18 protein-coding genes are annotated in these 20731 nt (G+C 62.7%); 6 read left to right on the top strand and 12 right to left on the bottom strand.

Translation table 11 applies throughout. The annotated features are described in order from the left end of the window. Window positions 1–80 precede the first annotated feature (80 nt). The 3 genes from PR017_RS24560 to glcF are packed head-to-tail and all read left to right on the top strand — an operon-like array spanning window position 81 to window position 4088. Window positions 81–1520 (top strand): FAD-linked oxidase C-terminal domain-containing protein, encoded by a 1440-nt coding sequence (locus PR017_RS24560; RefSeq protein ID WP_111215466.1) that lies wholly within the window; start codon window positions 81–83, stop codon window positions 1518–1520. Then, entirely contained in the window at window positions 1517–2713 is a 1197-nt protein-coding gene (locus tag PR017_RS24555) for an FAD-binding protein (RefSeq protein WP_111215434.1), read from the top strand. Before PR017_RS24560 ends, PR017_RS24555 begins: the two co-directional genes overlap by 4 nt. 31 nt (window positions 2714–2744) lie before the next feature. Further along, window positions 2745–4088, top strand: coding sequence for a glycolate oxidase subunit GlcF (glcF, locus tag PR017_RS24550; protein ID WP_111215435.1), 1344 nt, complete (start codon window positions 2745–2747; stop codon window positions 4086–4088). Window positions 4089–4533: 445 nt separating this feature from the next. Here the strand turns inward: glcF and PR017_RS24545 are convergent, their stop codons facing one another. From PR017_RS24545 to PR017_RS24495, 11 genes are read right to left on the bottom strand one after another with little or no spacing between them, the layout of a single operon-like run. Then, complete coding sequence (locus tag PR017_RS24545; RefSeq protein WP_111215437.1) at window positions 4534–4953, bottom strand: GlcG/HbpS family heme-binding protein; 420 nt, start codon at window positions 4951–4953, stop codon at window positions 4534–4536. Window positions 4954–5006: 53 nt separating this feature from the next. Further along, window positions 5007–6092 (bottom strand): ABC transporter ATP-binding protein, encoded by a 1086-nt coding sequence (locus PR017_RS24540; protein WP_111215438.1) that lies wholly within the window; start codon window positions 6090–6092, stop codon window positions 5007–5009. Continuing rightward, the gene (locus PR017_RS24535; RefSeq protein WP_111215440.1) at window positions 6079–7116 is read right to left on the bottom strand and encodes an ROK family protein; all 1038 of its coding nucleotides are present in this window, start codon (window positions 7114–7116) and stop codon (window positions 6079–6081) included. The genes PR017_RS24540 and PR017_RS24535 overlap by 14 nt, the downstream gene beginning before the upstream one ends. After that, window positions 7113–7838: a ribulose-phosphate 3-epimerase gene (locus tag PR017_RS24530; RefSeq protein WP_111215442.1), complete on the bottom strand. Its 726-nt coding sequence runs from the start codon at window positions 7836–7838 to the stop codon at window positions 7113–7115. The genes PR017_RS24535 and PR017_RS24530 overlap by 4 nt, the downstream gene beginning before the upstream one ends. Further along, entirely contained in the window at window positions 7835–8665 is an 831-nt protein-coding gene (locus PR017_RS24525) for an alpha/beta fold hydrolase (protein WP_111215444.1), read from the bottom strand. Before PR017_RS24525 ends, PR017_RS24530 begins: the two co-directional genes overlap by 4 nt. Continuing rightward, window positions 8662–9483, bottom strand: coding sequence for a sugar phosphate isomerase/epimerase family protein (locus tag PR017_RS24520; RefSeq protein ID WP_111215445.1), 822 nt, complete (start codon window positions 9481–9483; stop codon window positions 8662–8664). Before PR017_RS24520 ends, PR017_RS24525 begins: the two co-directional genes overlap by 4 nt. Beyond that, the gene (locus PR017_RS24515; RefSeq protein ID WP_111215447.1) at window positions 9483–10559 is read right to left on the bottom strand and encodes a Gfo/Idh/MocA family protein; all 1077 of its coding nucleotides are present in this window, start codon (window positions 10557–10559) and stop codon (window positions 9483–9485) included. The genes PR017_RS24520 and PR017_RS24515 overlap by 1 nt, the downstream gene beginning before the upstream one ends. A 12-nt stretch (window positions 10560–10571) precedes the next feature. Next, window positions 10572–11390, bottom strand: coding sequence for a sugar phosphate isomerase/epimerase family protein (locus PR017_RS24510; protein WP_111215449.1), 819 nt, complete (start codon window positions 11388–11390; stop codon window positions 10572–10574). 3 nt (window positions 11391–11393) lie between these two features. Continuing rightward, window positions 11394–12230, bottom strand: coding sequence for a carbohydrate ABC transporter permease (locus PR017_RS24505; RefSeq protein WP_111215451.1), 837 nt, complete (start codon window positions 12228–12230; stop codon window positions 11394–11396). After that, window positions 12227–13159, bottom strand: coding sequence for a carbohydrate ABC transporter permease (locus PR017_RS24500; protein WP_111215452.1), 933 nt, complete (start codon window positions 13157–13159; stop codon window positions 12227–12229). The genes PR017_RS24505 and PR017_RS24500 overlap by 4 nt, the downstream gene beginning before the upstream one ends. Before the next feature lies 1 nt (window position 13160). Further along, entirely contained in the window at window positions 13161–14507 is a 1347-nt protein-coding gene (locus PR017_RS24495) for an ABC transporter substrate-binding protein (RefSeq protein WP_111215454.1), read from the bottom strand. A 174-nt stretch (window positions 14508–14681) separates the two neighbouring features. Between PR017_RS24495 and PR017_RS24490 the strand changes: the two genes are divergently transcribed. Continuing rightward, window positions 14682–15830 (top strand): Gfo/Idh/MocA family protein, encoded by a 1149-nt coding sequence (locus tag PR017_RS24490; RefSeq protein WP_111215456.1) that lies wholly within the window; start codon window positions 14682–14684, stop codon window positions 15828–15830. A 14-nt stretch (window positions 15831–15844) separates the two neighbouring features. Beyond that, a complete protein-coding gene (locus PR017_RS24485) occupies window positions 15845–16798 on the top strand; it encodes an alpha/beta hydrolase (RefSeq protein ID WP_111215458.1) in 954 nt (317 codons plus the stop codon). 15 nt (window positions 16799–16813) lie between these two features. Here the strand turns inward: PR017_RS24485 and PR017_RS24480 are convergent, their stop codons facing one another. Further along, window positions 16814–17848 carry a LacI family DNA-binding transcriptional regulator gene (locus PR017_RS24480; protein ID WP_111215459.1) on the bottom strand — a complete coding sequence of 345 codons (1035 nt, stop codon included), beginning with the start codon at window positions 17846–17848 and terminating at the stop codon, window positions 16814–16816. Window positions 17849–18160: 312 nt separating this feature from the next. Here PR017_RS24480 and PR017_RS24475 point away from each other — a divergent pair, with 312 nt between their 5' ends. After that, window positions 18161–20686 (top strand): methyl-accepting chemotaxis protein, encoded by a 2526-nt coding sequence (locus PR017_RS24475; RefSeq protein WP_111215461.1) that lies wholly within the window; start codon window positions 18161–18163, stop codon window positions 20684–20686. Window positions 20687–20731 lie beyond the last annotated feature (45 nt).

Here is a 20731-nt window from a genome sequence, read left to right as displayed (position 1 = left end):
TCCTTTGCACTATTCACCGCTTGGCAAGAATGCCGGATATGCTAGACATGACGCTTCTGGGTGTCGCTGAGGAGGGCGCCATGACTGATGCGATCGAGTTCCTGACGCTGCGGCCGGATGTACTGGCCCGACGCGCGGAGATCGTTGCCGACCTCGTCGGTCTCCTGCCGCCGGAGTGCCTCATCCACGAGCCGCGCGAACTCATGCCGTTCGAGACGGACGCCTTCGTTTCCTACAGGCGCATGCCGCTGGCCGTGGCTTTGCCGCGCACGACCGACGATGTGGCCGCCGTGCTCGGCTACTGCCACCGAAACGGTATCCCGGTCGTGCCGCGCGGCGCGGGCACGTCTCTCTCCGGCGGGGCCATTCCGCAGGAAGACGCCGTCGTCATCGGCCTGTCCAAGATGAACGCCATCCTCGATATCGATTTTGCCAACCGCACCGCCACCGTTCAGGCCGGCGTCACCAATCTCAGCATTTCCGAACGCGTCTCCGGCGACGGCTTCTTCTATGCCCCGGACCCGAGCTCACAACTCGCCTGCACCATCGGCGGCAATATCGCCATGAATTCCGGCGGCGCGCACTGTCTGAAATACGGCGTGACGACCAACAACCTGCTCGGCGTCACCATGGTGCTCGTCGATGGCACCGTCATCACGCTCGGCGGCAAGGCGCTCGATGCGTCCGGCTACGATCTCCTCGGCCTCGTCTGCGGCTCTGAAGGCCAGCTCGGCATCGTCACCGAGGCGACGGTGCGGCTGATTGCCAAGCCCGAGGGTGCGCGGCCCGTGCTGTTCGGCTTCGACACGTCGGAACATGCCGGGGCCTGCGTTTCCGAGGTCATCGCGTCAGGCATCATCCCCGTTGCCATGGAATTCATGGACAAGCAGGCCATCGAGATCTGCGAAGCCTTCGCCCATGCCGGCTATCCGCTCGATGTAGGAGCGCTGCTGATCGTCGAGGTCGAGGGATCGGAGGCCGAGATGGATCTGATGCTGAAGAGCATCGTCGAGATCGCCGGCCGGCATCAGGTGAAGACGGTCCGGGAATGCCAGTCGGCCACCGAAGCGGCGTTGATATGGAAGGGCCGCAAATCGGCTTTCGGCGCCACGGGCCGCATTGCCGACTATATCTGCATGGACGGCACAGTGCCACTCAGCCAGTTGTCCCACGTGCTGCAGAAGACCGGCGAGATCGTTGCGCGCTACGGCCTGCGGGTCGCCAATGTCTTCCATGCCGGCGATGGCAACATGCATCCCCTGATCCTGTTCAATGCCAACGACCCGAAGGAATCCGCCGACGCCGAGGCGGCCGGGATGGACATCCTGAGGCTCTGCATCGATGCAGGCGGCTGTCTGACGGGCGAGCATGGGGTCGGCATCGAGAAACGCGATCTCATGCGGCATCAGTATGCAGAGGTCGACCTCGCCCAGATGATGGCAGCCCGCAGCGCCTTCGACGAGGGCTGGCTTCTCAACCCGTCCAAAGTCTTCCCCCTCGATGGACGCGCTGCCCGATGACGCTGACCCCGAGCACGGAAGAGGAAGCCGCCACGATCATCCGCGACCACGCCTCGCAAGGCCATGCACTGGCGATCGTCGGCGGCAACAGTCGCGCCGGTTTCGGCAATGCATTTCCCAGCCATTCCGTCCTGACGTCGCGCGGCATGGCTGGCATCGTCGCCTATAATCCCGGCGAGATGGTGATGACGGCGCGTGCCGGCACGCCGGTCGAGGAGATCGAGGCGGCGCTGTCTGCCAGCCACCAGATGATGGCCTTTGAGCCAATGAACCATTCCCCCCTGATGGCAACTACCGGGGTTCCGACCATCGGCGGCATCTTTGCCGCCAATGCGTCCGGCCCGCGTCGCATCCTCGCAGGGGCCGCCCGCGACAGCCTGCTTGGCGTGCGTTTCATCAACGGCCGCGGCGAGATCGTCAAGGCGGGCGGGCGGGTGATGAAGAATGTCACCGGGCTGGACCTTCCGAAACTGATGGCGGGGTCGCACGGCACGCTTGGCCTTCTGACCGAGGTCACTTTTCGCGTACCGCCGAGCCCCAAGACGGAGCAGACGCTGATTGTTTCCGACCTCACGGATGAAGCAGCGAGCAAGGCGATGGCCGCCGCCATGGCGCTGTCGGTCGAGGTATCGGGTGCCGCACACCTGCCGGTCACGGTCGCCTCGACATTCGCGCCCGCCGCCTGGTCAACGCATTCCGCCATGGTATTGCGCATCGAAGGCCTCGCCGCATCCGTTGACGTGCGGATGGAGAAACTCAGTCGCGCCATGGCAGGCTTCGGCCCCGTCAGCCAGTTGCAGGATGCTGATAGCAAAGCCCTGTGGCGCGCGATACGCGATGTGCTGCCCTTTGCCGACGGCACGATGCGGCCGGTCTGGCGTGTCTCCGTTGCCCCCAGCGCCGGGCATCTGCTGGTCGCGGCCCTCAGGCAGGAGGCCGGAGTCGATGCCTTCTACGACTGGCAGGGCGGCCTGGTCTGGCTGCGGATGGAAGCCGAGCCGGATGACGCAGTGCTGCGCGGTCACATCGCCAATGCCGGCGGCGGTCACGCGACATTGCTGCGCGCAACGGTGGAGGCCCGCGCGCAGAACGACGCCTTCGAACCGCAACAGCCAGCGGTGGCGCTTCTCGCGGCGCGTATCAAACAGAAATTCGATCCGGCAGGCATATTCAATCCAGGGAAGATGGGATGAGCGGTGACGTTCCCCATCAGCGAAAGATCCGATGCAGACCAATTTCACCGCCGAACAGCTGACCGATCCGAGCGTTGCCTTTTCGGAGCAGATCCTGCGAAAATGCGTCCATTGCGGCTTCTGCACCGCCACCTGTCCGACCTATGTGACACTCGGCAACGAGCTCGATAGCCCGCGCGGCAGGATCTACCTGATCAAGGACATGCTGGAAAACGGCCGGGCTGCCGACGCCGAAGTGGTGACCCACATCGACCGCTGCCTGTCGTGCCTCGCTTGCGTCACCACCTGTCCGTCCGGCGTCGATTACACCCATCTCATTGACCACGCCCGCGCCCATATCGAGGAAACCTACAAGCGGCCGCTGATGGACCGGATGATCCGCAACCTGCTGGCATCGGTCCTGCCTTACCCCCGCCGCTTCCGGCTGGCGCTCGGTCTCGCCAGGCTGGGCCGGCCGCTTGCCTCCCTGCTTCGGAGCGTACCGGCGCTGCTGCCTTTTGCAGCGATGCTCGACCTCGCACCCCGCGCCATCCCGCCGTCCTCGCCATTCGCAAAGCCCGGCACCCATGCCCCAAAGGCCGAAAAGCGCGGTCGCGTGGCGATCCTGACGGGATGTGCGCAACCGGTGCTCGATCCGGCGATCAACGCGGCGACGATCCGGCTGCTGACACGGCTCGGCGTCGAGGTCGTGGTGCCGGCCGGCGAGGTATGCTGCGGCTCGCTTGTCCACCACATGGGCCGCGAGCATCAGGCGCTGGTGCAGGCACGCGCCAATATCGACGTCTGGAACGGCGAAATTGACCGGGGTGGCCTTGATGCCATCATCATCACCACTTCCGGCTGCGGCACGACCATCAAGGACTACGGCCATATGCTGCGGCTCGATCCAGCCTATGCAGAAAAGGCCGCCCGGGTCTCGGCGCTGGCCAAGGACATCACTGAATATCTGTCAGGGCTGGACCTGCCGCGACAGCAGCCAAAGGGCATCGCCGTCGCCTATCATTCCGCCTGCTCGATGCAGCATGGCCAGAAGATCACCACCGCGCCGAAGCTGCTGCTGAAAGCTGCTGGCTTTACCGTGAAGGATCCCGCCGAAGGTCATCTCTGCTGCGGCTCGGCCGGCACCTACAATATCATGCAACCCGTCATTTCCGGCCAGCTCAAAGAACGCAAGGTGCGCAATCTCGAAGCCACCCGCGCCGATATCATCGCCACCGGCAACATCGGCTGCATCACCCAGATCGCCACCGGCACCGCAACCCCGATCCTGCACACGATAGAACTCCTGGACTGGGCCTATGGCGGCGACGTCCCGCAAAAGCTGCAGGGTTTGGCTGGACTGGGAGATAACGCTAAAGCTCCGTCGGCTCAATAGCTTACGGTAATTTCCCTCTGCATCATCCGAGGAGAAGCTATGCCAGGGCCTGAGAGCGATCATTCGCCTGTCGGCAAAGATAAACTCAGTTTGCGCAAGGTGCCACCCCGCCTCTTCCGCCCTTGCCAGCAGCGGTACCTTTGCCGGCTTTCCCGTCCTTGCCATTTCGTCCGGAGACACCGCACCTGATACCGATGTGCGCCGACTGATCCCGCGACGCAGCGGCGGACGTGCTCGCGGCACCTTGCTCCGGCGGTCGTGGAACTACTTTGACCTCGTCAGCAGCGGCGATACCCCAACTTACTAGAAATAATGCCGAGATGGCTACGAACGCCATCCGGCGCGAATCGAAAACAATCATGTCGCAAGCTCCGTGCCTTCGGTCGTCCACCGCGTGACGGCTTTCTGCGTTAGCAGGCCTTCAGCTGCTAACGCCAGAAAATCCTCAGACCGGATCTGCGCCAATGGCGGCAAGCGCGGCGCGGGCGACTTCGAAATCCTGGTCGCCGCTGCCGGAGCCGATGCCGATGGCGCCAGCGAGCTTGCCGGCGAAACGGATCGGCAGGCCACCGGGCAGGTGGGTGACGCCGCCCTGGGAGGCAATGCCGGCGGCGGCCCCGAATTCAAAGGCCATGCCGCCCGTCGGCGCGTTGATCGACGCTGCGGTGCGGGCCTTGGCGCGGGCCGTGTGCATGCTGAGGTATTTGGCGCCGTCCATGCGCAGGCTGGCGATCGTCTCGCCGCTGGCATCGACGATGTGGACGCACTGGGGCACGCCCATCGCGACGGCCTTGTCGACGGCGGCCGATACGGCCTGCAACGCGCCGGCATGGCTGAGCGTCAGGGTTTCGCGTATGAATGTCATTTCTTTTACCTCGATTTCAAAGGGATGACCGATCGCATCGTGGACGGTCCTTGTCAGTTCAACTTGGCGAGAGCCTTCCCGGCCGTGTCGAACAGGTGGCAGTTGTGCGGCTCTATCCCGAGCGTGATCGGGACATGGAGGCTAGTTTTATCAGCGCCATCGGTCTGTACCACAAGCGATACCTCAGGGGTAATATCGACGTGAAAGACCGTCAATCCACCGAGCCGTTCGGCAAGGACAGCCTTGCCGTGGAACTGACCGCCCTCGCCGATGCGGATATGCTCCGGCCGGATCCCGAGCGTGATTTCATCGCCGACCTTGACCTCGCCCGGGGCGACGGCGACGGGTATCGCAACACCTTCCGCAGCAACCACCGTCACGCCGGCCGGACCAATGGCATCGACGCGCACCCGCAGCAGGTTCATCTTCGGCGAGCCGATGAAGCCGGCAACGAAGATATTCGCCGGGTGATTGTAGAGATCGAGCGGCGATCCCACCTGCTCGATGCGGCCTGCGTTCAGCACGACGATCTTGTCTGCCATGGTCATCGCTTCGATCTGGTCATGGGTGACGTAGATCATCGTCGCTTCCAGCGTCTGGTGCAGGCGCATGAGTTCGAGACGCATGTTGACGCGCAGGGCAGCGTCGAGATTGGACAGCGGCTCGTCGAACAGGAAGATCTTCGGATTGCGGACGATGGCTCGGCCGATGGCGACGCGCTGGCGCTGGCCGCCGGACAGATCCTTGGGCCGCCGGTCGAGCAGATGCGACAGCTCCAGGACCTTGGCTGCCGCATTGACCTTGGCGTCGCGCTCGGGGACGGGGATGCCGGCGATCCGTAGGGCAAAGCCCATGTTCTCCGCCACGGTCATGTGCGGGTAGAGCGCATAGGACTGGAACACCATGGCCAGCCCGCGCTCGGACGGATCGATGTCATTTGCCCGGACGCCATCGATCATCAGATCGCCGCCGGTGATATTCTCGAGGCCGGCGATCATCCGCAGCAGGGTGGACTTGCCACAGCCCGACGGCCCGACGAAGACCACGAATTCGCGGTCCACGACGTCGAGGTCGATGCCCTTGATGACTTCGACCGCACCATAGGCCTTGCGGGCGTCGCGCAGTTTAAGATTGGCCATGACGGGCCTCCATTGTGCTGGCGGGATCGTCCCCGCCTGAATTGTTCGGGTGGGCCGCAAGCGCGGCGGTATCCCTGTCGTCGCTGTGCAGGACCAGGCTCGCCGCCCCGATGAGCCCGGCGTGACGCCCGAGCTGTGCTGCAACGATGGGAACGTCGCGATAGGCGGACATGGCACGCTCGGCGACCGTGGCCTTGATCTCACCATGCAGCATATCGAAGCCGTGGGAGATGCCACCGCCGACGACGATGATGTCCGGCGAATAGAGGTGCAGCAGATTGGTGAGACCGATGCCGAGCCAGCGAGCTTCGACCGCCAGCATCTCCAGCGCCTGCCGATCACCCCGGCGTGCCGCATCGACGACATGCCGGCCGGTGACATCGCCATCGGCCGACAGCGCCCGCATCATCGAACCGTCGAAAGGCCGCGTACCGGTGGTTGCCCTTCGGCCGAGCGCGGTGCCCGAGGCCAAGGCTTCGAAGCAGCCGATCGCGCCGCAAAAGCAGCGCTCTCCCTCGTTGGTGATCGTCATATGGCCGATTTCAGCCGCAAGCCCCCGTCGCCCGTGCAGGATGCGGCCATCGGCGATGACGCCGCCACCGATACCGGTCGAAACGGTGGCAAAGACCATCGAGGCCGCACCTCTGCCGGCGCCGTATCGCCACTCGCCGAGAGCGGCAGCGTTGGCGTCGTTCTCGAGCCAGACCGGCAGCTTGAAGTGCTCCAGCAGGATGTCTGCGAGCGGCACGTCATGCCAACCGGTGAGGGTCGGCGGCGCAATGACGATGCCTGAAACGGGATCGAGCGGCCCGGGAGCACCGACGCCGATGCCGACCGGTTCGATGTTTGGCGTTTGCCCCCTTATCTCGGCGGCTAGCGCCTGCATCTGTCCGATGACGGCACGCGGCCCGTCCGCTGCCAGCGTTGGCACCGACAGGAATGACAGCAGGTCGCCCGCGCGGTTCACCATCGCGGCCCGCAGCTCCGTTCCACCGAGGTCGAATGCGAGGGCGGCGTCTGTCACTGGGCGTGGCTTTCCAGGGCATGCAGCCATTTCATCCGGGCGGCCAGATCCTTGTCTCCAAAGGCCAGCGACCCCAGGACGACTGTCTCGGCGCCATCAGCGCGCAGAAGCGGCACGGTCTGTTCACGAATGCCGCCATCCGCCGCAAGGACGATTTCGCCTTCACGGCCGGCAGCGCGGATGAGCGAGCGGGCCTCGATCAGCCGGTCACACGCCTTTTCCGACAGGCTCTGGCCTTTCACGCCGATCGACGTTCCGAGTAACGTCACGAAGGCAATATGCGGCAGGAACGGCTTGACCGCTTCCACCGGCGTCTCCAGCCGCAGGACAACACCGCCGGCTGCGCCCATTTCCTTGGCGATCGCCAACGCCCGAAGACCGGCCTCGCCGTTTTCCGCATGGACGCTGATGAGATCGGCACCGGCCTCGATGAACTGACGGGTCTGCTCCTCGACGATCTCGGCTTCGACCATCAGGTGAACGTGGATGGGCTTTGCGGTGGACTTGGCAATGCGGGCCACGAAATCGGGAAAGAACAGGAAACCGGGAGTGAAGCGCGCATCCGCAACGTCGATATGATGCAGGTCGACATGATCCTCGATCCGTTTGAGATCGGATTCCATGTTTGCGAGGTCGGCCGACCAGAGGGAGAATTCGCCGAGCAATCGGTCGCGGGGGAGGGCTGCGATTGCCGCAGGGCCAGAGAGGGTCTTCGTGATCATGATGCGAAACGGCTCCGGAGGGTTTCAGAGGAGAGGAATTGCGAGATGGCGCTTTGGGTCTCTGCGAAATGACGGGCCTTGTCGGCAGCCTTGGCCGCCACCTCGACGAAGGCAGCGCCCGGAATGGTGGCCGCAAGCGTTTCGGCTGATGACAGCGGATGGATGGCATCTTGCCGGTTGCCTATGACGAGCGTCGGAACGGCGAGCGCAGCGGCCGAGGCCTTGGTCACGTCCGGTCCGTCGCTCGCGATATCGACGAGTACCTTTGCGAAGGCAGCAGCGTCAGGTCGATCGAAATAGCCGAGCAAGGATGCAAAATTGTCCGGCGCGTCCCGTTCAAGTTCAGCCCCCGTCTCGGAGGCGACAAAAAGGTCGCGGGCTTGCTCGATCGGGTGAGCAAGGATCAGTTTGCCGACAGTGCGGATCGGCGCCATGTTTTCGGGCGCGGCATCGAAGGTCCAGGCCGGCCGCACCAACACCAGAGCTGCGATGCGGTCCTTGTGGAAATGGGCCAGATGGAGGGCGATGGCGGCGCCCATGGAAATACCGCCGACGGCGAGGCGCTCGATGCCGCACCGATCGGCAGCCGCGAGAACATCCTCGGCAAACATGGCGATGGAAAATGGCCGCCGGCTACCGAGCGACGAGCTGCCATGGCCGCGACATTCCACAGTCATTCGCCTGAAGCCATCGCCATCGGGAAAGGCCTGCGCCACCTGCGCGTCACTGCCTCCCAGCCCGTGCTGGAAGAGCACCGGCAGGCCGCTGCCAAAGTCGAAGACAGCAAGCTCGGCATCGTCGCGGGTAAGATAGACTTGCTCGCTCATCCGACCATTCCCTTCAGGAAGGCTGCAACTCCGGAGGCCTCATCGGCCGAGAGCCCATGGGTAACGACAGGGCCATCGAAGCCGGAGGCTTTAAGGCGGACGAGGAAATCGCCGAAATCCACGACGCCCTTGCCGGCAGTGGCAAAGCTGCCATCCGCATGGCGGTCCTTGGCGTGCGCCATGGCGACGTGTCCGGCAGCCGTATCGACCGCTCGCGCCACGATGGATCGCGCCTCGTCAGGCGTGGCCGCCTCGAAGAGATTGGCGGGGTCGAGGACAATGCGCAGCTTGCGCGATCCCATCTCGGCGATCAGGCGCATGGCGTCTTCGGCCGATGTCACGATGTTCGCCTGCTCGGGCTCGATGCCGAGCATGACGCCGTAGCCTTCGGCCAGCGCCAACGCCTTGGCCATCTCCAGAGCCATGTCGCCCCAGGCAGAAGGGTCGGCGTTGTCCGGGTGGTGCGCCCACTGATCGACAGGGTTGCGGCTGCCTGTGCAGAGCGTGACCAACGGAATGGCAAGCGCCGCCGCAGCTCTGATCACGACCTCGAGCTGCCGCAGCCCGGCCTGTCTGACGGCAGGGTCCGGATGGGCCATGTTATAGGTCCCGGACAGCGCCACAAGCGAGACGCCACTCGTCTCGGCAGCCGTGCGGATGGCGGTGACAGTGCTCTCCGGCACGGCGTCCGGCATCGATGGCAGGCCGCAGCAGGCAAGATTGAACTGCGTCGCGGAATAGCCGTTGCTGGCTACCGCCGACAGGACGGCAAGCGGATCTGTCCCCGGAAAGGTCTTGGCGAAGATACCGACCTGCATCAGACCGATCCCGTCACGGATGCGATTTCGACGCGTTCGCTGGTTTCAACCGAACGGGCGATGGCGACCATGGCGCGGATCGAGGCAATGCCGTCATCGACATTGGCGCCGCGCATCGGAGCGCCCGTCAGGACCGTATCGGCGAGACCCTCCAGCTGGCGGCGGAAGAAATGCCCATCGGCGCCCAGAGGCCTGCGGGTGGTCGCGTCCTTCTCGTGGAAGATATCGACCTCGCTGGCGCGGAAATACCAGGGATTGAAGGTCTTGGCGAGAACGGACCCGTGCTCGCCATAGAGCTGGAAGCCCTCGTGCCAGTCCATCCTGACGGCAACGGTCAGATCGAGGTGGCCGAGCGCGCCATTGGCGAATTCGGTTTCGACGAACCAGCAATAAGCACCGGCGCGCTCCAGCAGGCGGGCCCGGACCGCGACCAGCTCGCCGCAGAAAAAGCGCGCCGTATCGACCAGATGCGAGCCGTGCGCCAGCATGAAATACTGCCGGAGATCGGCCTTGGGATTGCCGCCAGGCTTGCGTGCCAGCTTGCTGGTTACCGGCAGCGGCTGGACGGCGTCAGTGTTGGTGTAGCGGTGCGTGGAATCGCAGTACCAGGCCTTGAGCGCAAAGATCTGGCCGATATCGTCGCGCACGAAGTCGCGCGCCGCTTCCAGAGCCGGATCGAAGCGCTTCATGTGGCCGACCTGCAGGATCTTGCCCGAGCGCTCCACCGCATCGGCCAGCTGTTGGCCTTCCTCGACGGAAACGCCGATCGGCTTCTCGCAAAGAACATGCTTGCCGGCATGGAGCGCCTTGATCGACATCGGCACATGGTAGGCATCGGAGGTGGCGACGATCACGGCTTCGAGCTCTGGATCGGCCAGCATGGCGTCGTAGTCGCCGTACATCTTTTGCGGCTCGTAGGTCGCACCCATGCGCGCCAGGAGATCCGGTGCTGCATCGCAGATTGCGTAGAGATCGGCATTGCGCGCCTTCACACAGGATTCGAGATGGGCAAATTGCGCAATCGGCCCGCAGCCGAGAACGCCCACCCGCAATCGACGCTGTTCTTTCTCGATCATCGCATTTCTTCCTTATGCACCATAGCCGCGCATTGTCTGGCGATTGAGTTTCACGGCAGCAGCGGGATCGCGCCCTGCCGTCTCGGATTCTTCCTCGAGCACCAGCCATCCGTTGAAGTTCGGCGCCTTGCCGACGATGTCGAGCACGGCTGGCGTGTCGAGCACGCCCTCGCCGAGCATCGCCCACTGGTCGTTGGCATCGACATCCTTGAGGTGGAGGTAGCGGATGCGGGCCTGGTAGGTTTGAAGCGTGTCGAGGATGTCGTCGTGGCCGCGCAGGATGTGCCCGGTATCCGGGATCCAGCCGACCAGCGCGGGATCGAGCAGCCCGAAGATCGTGTCATAATCGGCCCGGTCGAACAGCAGGGTGTTATGGTGCGAACTCGGATGCACCGCCACCGTGACGCCCGATGCCTGGCCGAGGGCCGCAGCCCGATTGTAGAACTCGGCGGCGACCTTGAATTTCTCCGCGCGGGGGCCGTCCGATACGACCGTGGCAGAGCCGATCGACACCAGTGCGCCCTCGAAATGGGATGCGAAATCGACCCAGCGCTGCGCGACGACCAGATCGGCGTCAATGTGGTCGGCAACCGTGAACCCGGTCTGCGAGCCGAAGGCGAAGGACACCAGTTGCAACCCGTGGCTCGCCAGCGCCTTTTTGAAATCGGCTGGTTTGTCAGCATAGGGGCCGATCATCGTATCGGTGATTTCGATGCCGGAATAACCACCAGCGGCAATTGCTGCCATGAGGTCATCCGCGGTCCCGGTCCAGCCGGCGCCGAGCATCTCCCATGTAAACGTCTGGCAGCCGACCTTGAAATCCGTGGTCATTGTCTATTCCTTGATTCCGCCTTGCGTCAGGCCTTCGATGATGTGTCGCTGGAAGACCAGCACGAGTATGATGAGCGGCACGGTGACGACAGCGGACGCAGCCGCAATATCTCCCCAGGGCACGTAGTACTGGTTCGTGAAGTTGGCGATGCCGACGGGAATGGTCTGGCTGTCGGGATCGGAGGTGAAGGCAAGCGCGAACAGGAACTCGTTCCAGGCGGTGATGAAGGCCAGCAGCCCTGTCGTCACAAGGCTCGGCAGCGACATCGGCAGGATGATGTGCCAGAGTAGGCCGACGACGCCGACGCCATCCATCCGCGCCGCCTCGTCGATTTCGCGCGGCAGGGTTTCGAAATAGCCAAACAGCACCCAGGTCACCAACGGCAGACCCAGCGCAAGATAGGTGATGATCAGAGCGGTATGGGTGTCGAGGAGACCGAGATCCGAGGCCAGCAGATAAAGCGGGCCGACGAGCGCGATCTGCGGGAACATCGACACCGACAGGATCACCATCAGGATGCCGAACCGGCCCTTCACATCGAGCCGCGACAGCGCAAAGGCTGACAGCGAACCGACGATCAGGCAGAGCGCCGTGGTCGACAGCGAGACGATCAGCGAGTTCAGAACATAGTGATGCAGGCCCTTTTCGACGAAGGCATTATAGTAGTGCTCCAGCGTGAAGGGATGCGGAATGAGCGATGGCGTTCCCTCGGTCAGCGCCTTGTCGAGCTGCAGCGAGGTCGAGAACTGCCAGAGGAAAGGCCCGGCTGACCATACCAGGATAAACAGCGCACCGGCATAGATCACCGTACTCTGGAGAACGGAGCGGCCCTGGGTCATGTCGTCTTCCTTATCTGCCGGACGAGGAACAGGCAGAACACCACCGCGATCACGCCTTCAGTCAGGAACATCGCCGTGGAGACTGCCGAGCCGTAGCCGAACTGCAGGGTTGAAAAGAGGATCTTGTAGGACAGCGTCGACAGCGTTTCGGTGGAATCGGCCGGGCCGCCGCCCGTCAGCACGTAGACGAGGTCGAAGATGCGGAAGGCGTCCAACGCACGGAACAGTCCGGCGATCAGCAGCGTCGGCAGCAGCAGCGGCAAGCGGATGTTCCAGAAGATCACCCAGGCCTTGGCGCCGTCCATCCGTGCGGCTTCGATCAGCGACTTCGGAACGGTCTGCAATCCGGTCAGAAGCAGCAGCGCCATGAACGGCGTGGTCTTCCAGACGTCGGCAAGGATGATGGTGAGGAGGGCGGTGTTCGGCGATCCGTACCAGTTGACGTTCTGGTCGATCAGCCCGAGATGCAGGAGAATGAAATTAATGATGCCGTGCTGGCCGTCGAACAGCCATCCGAACATCTTCGAGGTGACCACGGTCGGCATTGCCCAAGGCACGAGCATGGCCGCCCGGATAATCCCCCGTCCCCCGAAGGTCTCACAGAGAATGAGGGCCATGCCGAGGCCGATCAGCGTCTCCAGCACGGTGGATGCGACGGTAAACCACATCGTGTGGCGCCAGGCATTCCAGAACGCCGGATCGTTGTAAAGTTGCACGTAGTTGGCAAAGCCGACGAAATCATTGTCCTGGGTAATCAGCGAGCGGTTCGTCAGCGACAGATAGAGGCCGTTGACGATCGGATAGAAGGACACAGATGCAAGCGACAGGAAAGCCGGCAACAGCAGGAGCCATGGCCAGAGGGCGCGTGGCAGCGCCCTCCTTGCTTTGCGAGACTGCCCCGTTGCCGGGACTGTGGTGGAAACCGCCATGTCAGGCGACGATCTTGTTGATTTGCGCAGCGGCAGCTTCGAGCTCGGTCTTCACGTCGCCGCTGACCAGGGCCTTGGAGATGCTCGACTGCAGCGCCAGCGTGACCTTGGCATATTGTGGCGTGATCGGCCGTGGTGTGGCGCCGGTGAAGACGCTTTGCAGGCTCGCCATGAAGGGCTGCTCGGCCTTGAGCTTGGCATCCTCGAAGATCGCCGGACGCGAAGGCGCCAGACCGAAATTCAGTGCCAGCCGTGTCTGGGTTGCCGGCGACGACATCCAGGTCAGGAACTCGATCGCGGCTTCGCGCTTCTTGGAGTTGGCGTTGACACCCAGCTGGTAGCCGCCGAGGCAGGCCGCGCTCTTGCCGCCGGCAAAATGCGGCAGGGGCGCAACCGCCACCTTGTCGACAACCTGCGAGGCCTTCGGATCCTGGGCAATCGGATAGACATAGGACCAGTTGCGCATGAACATCGCTTCGCCGGACGTGAAGGGCTGGCGCGACGGCTCTTCATCCCAGGAAAGCACATTTTGCGGGCTGATCTTGGTCTTGTTGATGGTGTCGTGGAGAAACTGGATGGCCTCGATCGCCGCCTTGTCTCCGACCACGGAGGATTTCCCGTCCGGCGCCAGTATGGAGCCACCATTCGAGGTGATGATCTCGACGGCATCGCAGATCAGCACTTCGGCCTGCTTGCCCTGCCAGAGGTAGCCGAACTTGGCATCGCCGGCCTTTTGGGCGGCGGCCGCCATCGTTGCCATCTCGTCCCAGGTTTCCGGAACCTTGCCGCCGTGCTTTTCGACGAGGTCCTTGCGATAATAGAACATGCCAGAATCGACGAACCATGGCAGCGCCGTCAGCTTCTCATTATAAGTGCAGGCAGCCACCGTGCCGGGGAAATAGTCGGTGCGCTTTTCCTTGGGGAAATACTCGTCGAGGGGCAGCGCCCAGCCTGCGGCGGCAAAACCTGCGATCCAGACGACGTCCTGCGTGAAAACGTCGGGCGTCCCGTTGCGGCGGGCCAGTTGCTGGATCAGCCCCTGATAGACTTCGGTCGACGAACTCGGTGGCGGCAGTTCTATGAACTTCACCATGATGCGGTCCTGCGACTCGTTGAACGCCTTGACGAGATCGCCGAGGCCTTCCTTGCCGAAGAAGCTGGCGGACGCAAAGCTAATCTCTGTCCTGTCGGCCGCCCGCGCCGAGCGCATGCCAAAGCTAGACGTTACACCCAGAGCAGCAGCGCCGACGGCAGCACCCGCCGCACCCAGCAGAAGCCGGCGACGATCGATCATCACCGAATTGAAAGTCGAAGCGGAGCCCAACGGCTCCTTTTTGAAATCAGACATGTTTCCCTCCCAGGAAGACCGGCGACCTCCAAAACTCCGCGCCAGTATTGCCGTATGATCGAGAAAAATTTGTCGCGCGTCAACAAATAAAATGCTTTAAATCCGTTTGCCAGCTGCTGGGTTGCGCATGAAAGCCGCTCGCAGCCGGTGGAAATCGTGGGAGGAGCTAGTTTTATGACGGACGGTAAAAAGACGAAAACAGGCCTTGGCGTAGTAGGCTGCGGCAATATTTCGATGACCTATTTGCGCAACGCCGCCCTGTTTGCCGGTGTCGAGTTGAAAGCCTGCGCGGATATCTCGCCCGATATGGCAGCCTTGCGGGCCGGCGAATATAATATCCGTGCGCTCACCGTCGACCAGCTGCTGGCCGACCCGGAAATCGATCTTGTCCTCAATCTCACGATCCCGGCAGTGCATTTCGATGTGACGATGTCAGCGCTTTCGGCCGGCAAGCACGTCTTCACCGAAAAGCCGCTGACCACATCGGCAGCGGACGGGCGCACTCTGGTGGCAGAGGCACGGCAACGTGGACTTCTGCTCGGATCGGCACCCGACACGTTTCTCGGTGCGGCCGGCCGGCGGGCGCGGCGCCTGATGGAGGAAGGAGCCATCGGCCGTCCCGTCAGCGGCACCGCCTTCATGATGGGCCGCGGCATGGAGCACTGGCATCCCAATCCGCAGTTCTACTACCAGCCAGGCGGCGGCCCCGTTTTCGACATGGGACCCTATTACCTGACAATGATGGTCAACCTGCTGGGCCCTGTGGTGCGCGTCATGGCGATGGCCACCAAGGGTCAGGAGGAGCGACTGATCACCGCTGAAGGCCCGTTCCAGAACACCACCTTCACCGTTGGCACGCCGACCAATGTCCTCTCGCTTCTGGAATTCAAATCCGGCGCGTCGGTGAATTTCGGTGCCTCCTGGGATGTCTTCCGCCACTCTAATCATCCGATCGAGTTGCACGGCACGGAAGGTTCGCTGCGCCTGCCGGATCCCGACACATTCGGCGGTACTGTGTCGCTGTCCGAGCGCGGCGCCGAGTGGCGGGATTTCGACAGCGACGGGGAGCTCTACGGCGCCAGAAACTGGCCATATGCCGCACCGGACCGGGCAAATTACCGGATGCTTGGCGTCGCCGACCTCGTCCGGGCGCTCGAGGAAGGCAGGGCGCCGCGAGCGTCCGGCGATCTCGCGTTGCATGTTCTCGACATTATGGAAGCCATCCTTGCATCCGGCGAGAGCCAGCAATCGATCACAATCGACGGCACTTTCCAGCAGCCGCCATTGCTCGGCGAGGATGAAGCGCGCAGCTTGCTCGCATGACAGGAGAGGGGACGATGACCGGAAGCATCGATGCCGGAGCCCAGCGGGTGCTCGATCTCGCAACGGCCGCAAGATCGAGGCCTTTCGAGGACGGCACGCCGGAACAGGCCCGTAAAGATTACAACGCGGGAGCGCCCGCATTAAAAGGCGATTTGCAGCCTGTCGCCTCTATTGAAAACCGCACGATCACGGGACCGAATGGCCCTATCGACATCCGGATATATCGCGGCCTCGGTGCACCGGAGAGCGGCGGGCGCGGGCTGCTGTATCTTCACGGCGGCGGATGGGTGATCGGCAGCCTCGAGTCCCACGACGAGATCTGCAGGTGGTTTGCCGATAGCGCGGCCTGCACGGTCGTCTGCCCCGACTACCGCCTGGCGCCGGAACACAAGTTCCCCGCCGGGCTTGAGGATTGCCTCGCGGCGCTGGCATTTATGACCGGAGAGGCCGATACGCTCGGCATCGACCGAGGAAAAATCGCCGTGGCCGGAGACAGCGCCGGCGGCAACCTTGCGGCGGTCGTGGCACTGATGTCCCGGGAGTCCGGCCAGCCGCCATTGATAGCGCAACTGCTGCTCTATCCGAACACGGACGCTGCCCCGACCGCAGACAGCTACCGGCGCTATGCAAAGGGCTTCGGCTTGTCGGCCTCGACCATGCGCTGGTTTCGCGATCACTATATTCGCACGCCGGACGATATCGGCGATTGGCGTGTCTCGCCGCTTAGGGCAGAGAGCCTATCGGGTGCCGCCACAGCATTTATAGCCATCGCCGGCAACGACATCCTCGCCGACGAAGGCGTCGCCTATGCAGAGCGTCTCAAGGAGGACGGCGTGCACGTGGTCCTGCGCCATTGGCCGACGCAGATCCACGGCTTCGCCTCCATGGGCAAGTACATCCCGGAAGCACGCGCGGCCATCGACGAGGCGGTGATTGCGTGGAACAGCTTCGGGACATCAACTCCATAGCAAGTGGACCGTGGGTCAGGCGGACTGGCGCATCACAAGGGTGCCGTCCGAGCGCATGGCATGGACGATAGCGCCCGTCGTCGTCTCTCCTTCGCCGAGAAGGGCGAGCAATGTGTCGACGCTGTTGGCCGTCATTGCCGCGAAATCCTGCGCCATTGTCGTCAGCGGCGGCGATGCATAGCGACTGAGGGGATGGTCGTCATGGGCGGCGATCCTCAGATGGGCGCCCTTTCGACGTCCGACCTTCTGGTTGTTGGCAAAGGCTGCCGCCATCACGCCAAAGGCCAGGCGGTCGTTGGCGCAGAGGATGGTCTTACTCGGCAGCGACTTCCTGCGCAGCATATCGTCCATCTGTTCATAGCCGATCCGCTCGAAATCCCAGGTATAGTCCGCGCTGGTCTTGATCACCTGCGGCTCGAACCCGGCCGCCTCAACGGTAGCAACGTAACTTGCCAGCCTTTCCGGCGAATTGTGATTGATATGCGGAATGTCGAGATAGGCCGGCGCATCACCGGACCGGCAGAGATAGTCGACGATCGTCGCGACGCTCTGGCTGTTGTTGTTGCCGACAAACGGCGTGCTGCCCTCGATGAAGGTGTCGAAATAGACCATCGCCAGGTTCTGGCCGAGTTTCTCGAAGACGCGCGGATCGGACTTGAATCCGAGTGGTGCCACCAGCGCCCCGGCCACCTTCAGCGACAGCATCGTTTTGACGGCCTCTGCCTCCAAATCCGGCAAACCATGCGATGAAATCACGATCGGCCAGTAGCCGCTGGTGCGCAGGCGAAGTTCCAGCCGGTTGACCATCTCGGCATAGAAGGGATCGCCAAGGGCCGGCACGAGAATGCCGATGTTGCGGGTGCGCTTGCGGTTGAGGTTGCGCGCATAGAGATTGGGCTGGTAGTCCGAAGACCGCAACGCCGCCTCGATCAGAGCACGGGTGGCTGGCTTCACGCTGGTCGGATCGTCGAAGAACTTGGACAGGGTCGGACGCGATATCCCGCTGGATTTCGCAAAATCCTCCATCGTCCGGTGCGTCAGCTTTTTCATCGATATGCGACGTTCCTGTCTGCCAGAATGTGCAGAGGTGGAATTATGCGTTGTTAATCAACGAAGTGCAACCGCTGACCGGAAATTCGCACAACCGTCCCAGCCCGCCGAAAAGATCGCCGGTGACAACTTTTAAAATGACGTACGGCTAAAGGCCTTCCGGCTGAAGCAACGTCGAACGATTTCGCTTGAGCGCGGCGCAAGTAAAACGGGAATACGACCGCAGGTTTCCAGTTATGCTTAACCGCAATTTTATAAACTCGTGGCACCTTGACCGACAATGAGACGGGGACGGGTCGGAAAATGAAGAATATGATGGACAAGATGATGTCGCGGGTGCGGATCCAGACAAAAGTTCTGGTACTCGTGACACCGTTTATTCTGTGTATCGGCGCGGTCGGACTGACGGGCTATTATGCCTCGCGGTTGCTGGAAGGCAGGATGGAGGTCTCGAACAGCGTCCTGCAGTCGCTCAGCGGCTTCAAGCATGTGTTCGCCAGCATGAGCACCTTCCTGATGCAGCCTTCGCAGCAAACGCATGACGGTGCTGCGGCGCAGGCTCGCGACCAGCTCGGCCTCCTGCAACAGACCACCGAAGGCTTGCGCGCGGGAACGGATGTCGCCCTGCTGGACCAGTCTCTTTCAGAATCGGCAGCGATTCCCGACAAGATCGAGGCAATCTGGCAGCTTCAGCTCAACCAGCAGAAGATTTGGGATGACATCGTCGCGAACTCGGCAGCCCTGCTCGATCTGCAAGGTCAGATCGGCAAACGCTCCTTCATGCTGATGGCAGCGGCAAAGAAGAAGGACAACACCAACAAGGCCGGCTTGAAGACTTCGGTCACGCTTGGAACCGCAGCCTCGATGATTGCCGACCTCGAAAAAGCCTATTCCGAAGCATCGCTTCCCGATGCCAAGATCGCGGTGTTGAAGAAGCTCGGGCCGGACCTGGTCACTGCAGTCTCGCTGCTTGCCGACGCGCTGCCGGATGACCAGAAGAGTGTTGCAAGCGACATCCAGGCATCTGTCGCTGTTCTCGATCAGCAAGGCAAGGCCACGAGCCCGGACGCAGCAGCAGCGCTCGCCGACCAGGCACTCCTCGCCCTCCAGGCGCCGACCGCGAAACTGAAGACGACCAGTGACGCACTGATGCGCCGTTCGGTGCTTGATCTTGCCACATCCGACAAGGAAATCTCCATGGCCGAAGCCGTCGGCAACAAGCTGCGCGGCATCGTCAACATCAACAATGAAATCCGCGTCGTCTTCGCCGAGCTCGTTTCCAAGCCCGACGAAGAGAGCGTCAAGAAGGTCCAGCAGTCGCTCTACATGTACGCCAACGAGGTTGCAGCCCTTGCCGCACTGGTGAGCGACGATCCGGTCCTTTCCGTGCTGCCGACCAAGGTCAAGCCGGTGCTCGACACGCTTGCCTCCAAGGCTGCCGACATCGCTGCCAACTCCCAGGAAAAGCAGGCGCAATTCGCAGCCGCTGCAAAGCTGATCGACAGTACCTGGAACCTGCTGACGCAGTTTGCGGAAAGCCAGAAGGCAAATGCCGGTGTCGAACGCCAGCAGGCCAACACGATCTCCATCGGCGCCATGAGCATCGGCGTCCTCGTCGCCATGCTGGCAGGCGCAGCCCTGGTGATGACGCTGAAGGGACCGATTGCCCAGATCACCATAGCGATGCGCAAGCTCGCCGAAGGCAAGCTCGACACCGCCATTGCCGGCGAGGGTCGGCCTGACGAGATCGGTGACATGGCGCGCGCGCTGATGGTCTTCAAGGACAATGCGACATCCCGCCTTGTCATGGAAAAGGAGGCGCAGAGCGCGCGAGAGCTCTCCGAGGCAGAGCGCGTCAGAAACGACCGCGAGCGCCGCGAGGCGCGCGTCCAGGTCGACGGAGCAATCGAGGCTCTCGGACTGGCCCTGAAGAGGCTCTCCAAGGGCGAACTCGATTTTGCGATCGAAGTGCCGTTTGCCCCCCACCTTGACGGGCTTCGCGACGATTTCAACCAGTCCATCGAAGGCCTCAGGGCAACGCTGGTCGATATCCGCGGCACAGCCGAGATGATCTATGACAATGGTCGGCAGATGGGCGAAGCCGTCAACGATCTGGCAATGCGCACCGAAAAGCAGGCCGCATCGCTGGAGGAGGCCGCCGCCGCAGTCGAACAGATCGCAGCCACCGTCGACACCTCTTCGGATCGCTCCGGCCTTGCGCTGAAACTGGTGCAGAACACCAAGCAGCGCGCGGAAAACTCGGCCATGGTCGTGCAGAATGCCGTCTCGGCTATGGCACGGATCAAGGAATCCTCTGACAGGATCTCGAACATCGTCACTGTCATCGACGGCATCGCGTTCCAGACAAACCTGCTGGCCCTCAATGCCGGCGTCGAGGCCGCAAGGGCAGGCGAGGCCGGCAAGGGATTTGCCGTCGTCGCCCAGGAAGTCCGCGAACTCGCGCAACGCTCGGCGAAGGCCGCCAAGGAGATCGCCCAGCTTATCAATACCTCGGTCAACGAAGTCGCCATCGGCTCGCAATATGTCGAGGAAACCGGCGGCGCCCTTATCGGAATCTCGGGCGAAATCGTCGATATCTTCGGTCACGTCGAGCGGATCGCCTCTTCCGCCCAGGAGCAGGCGCAGTCCCTGCGGTCGGTCACCTCGTCCGTCAACGAAATCGACCGCATGACCCAGCAGAATGCCGCCATGGTCGAGGAAACGAGCGCCGCGACACGCCAACTCTCCGACGAAACCCACGCCTTGACCGAACTCATCGGCCGCTTCAGCCTGGAAAAGAACGCCAGCTTCACCAAACCCGCCAGTCGCGCCGCCTGACGAGCACACGATGATGGACTGTTGCGCAGCCCATCATCGCCTGAG

It is taken from the genome of Rhizobium tumorigenes, from assembly GCF_003240565.2.
Lineage (GTDB): Bacteria > Pseudomonadota > Alphaproteobacteria > Rhizobiales > Rhizobiaceae > Rhizobium > Rhizobium tumorigenes.
This window is presented reverse-complemented; position numbering and strand designations above follow the sequence as displayed.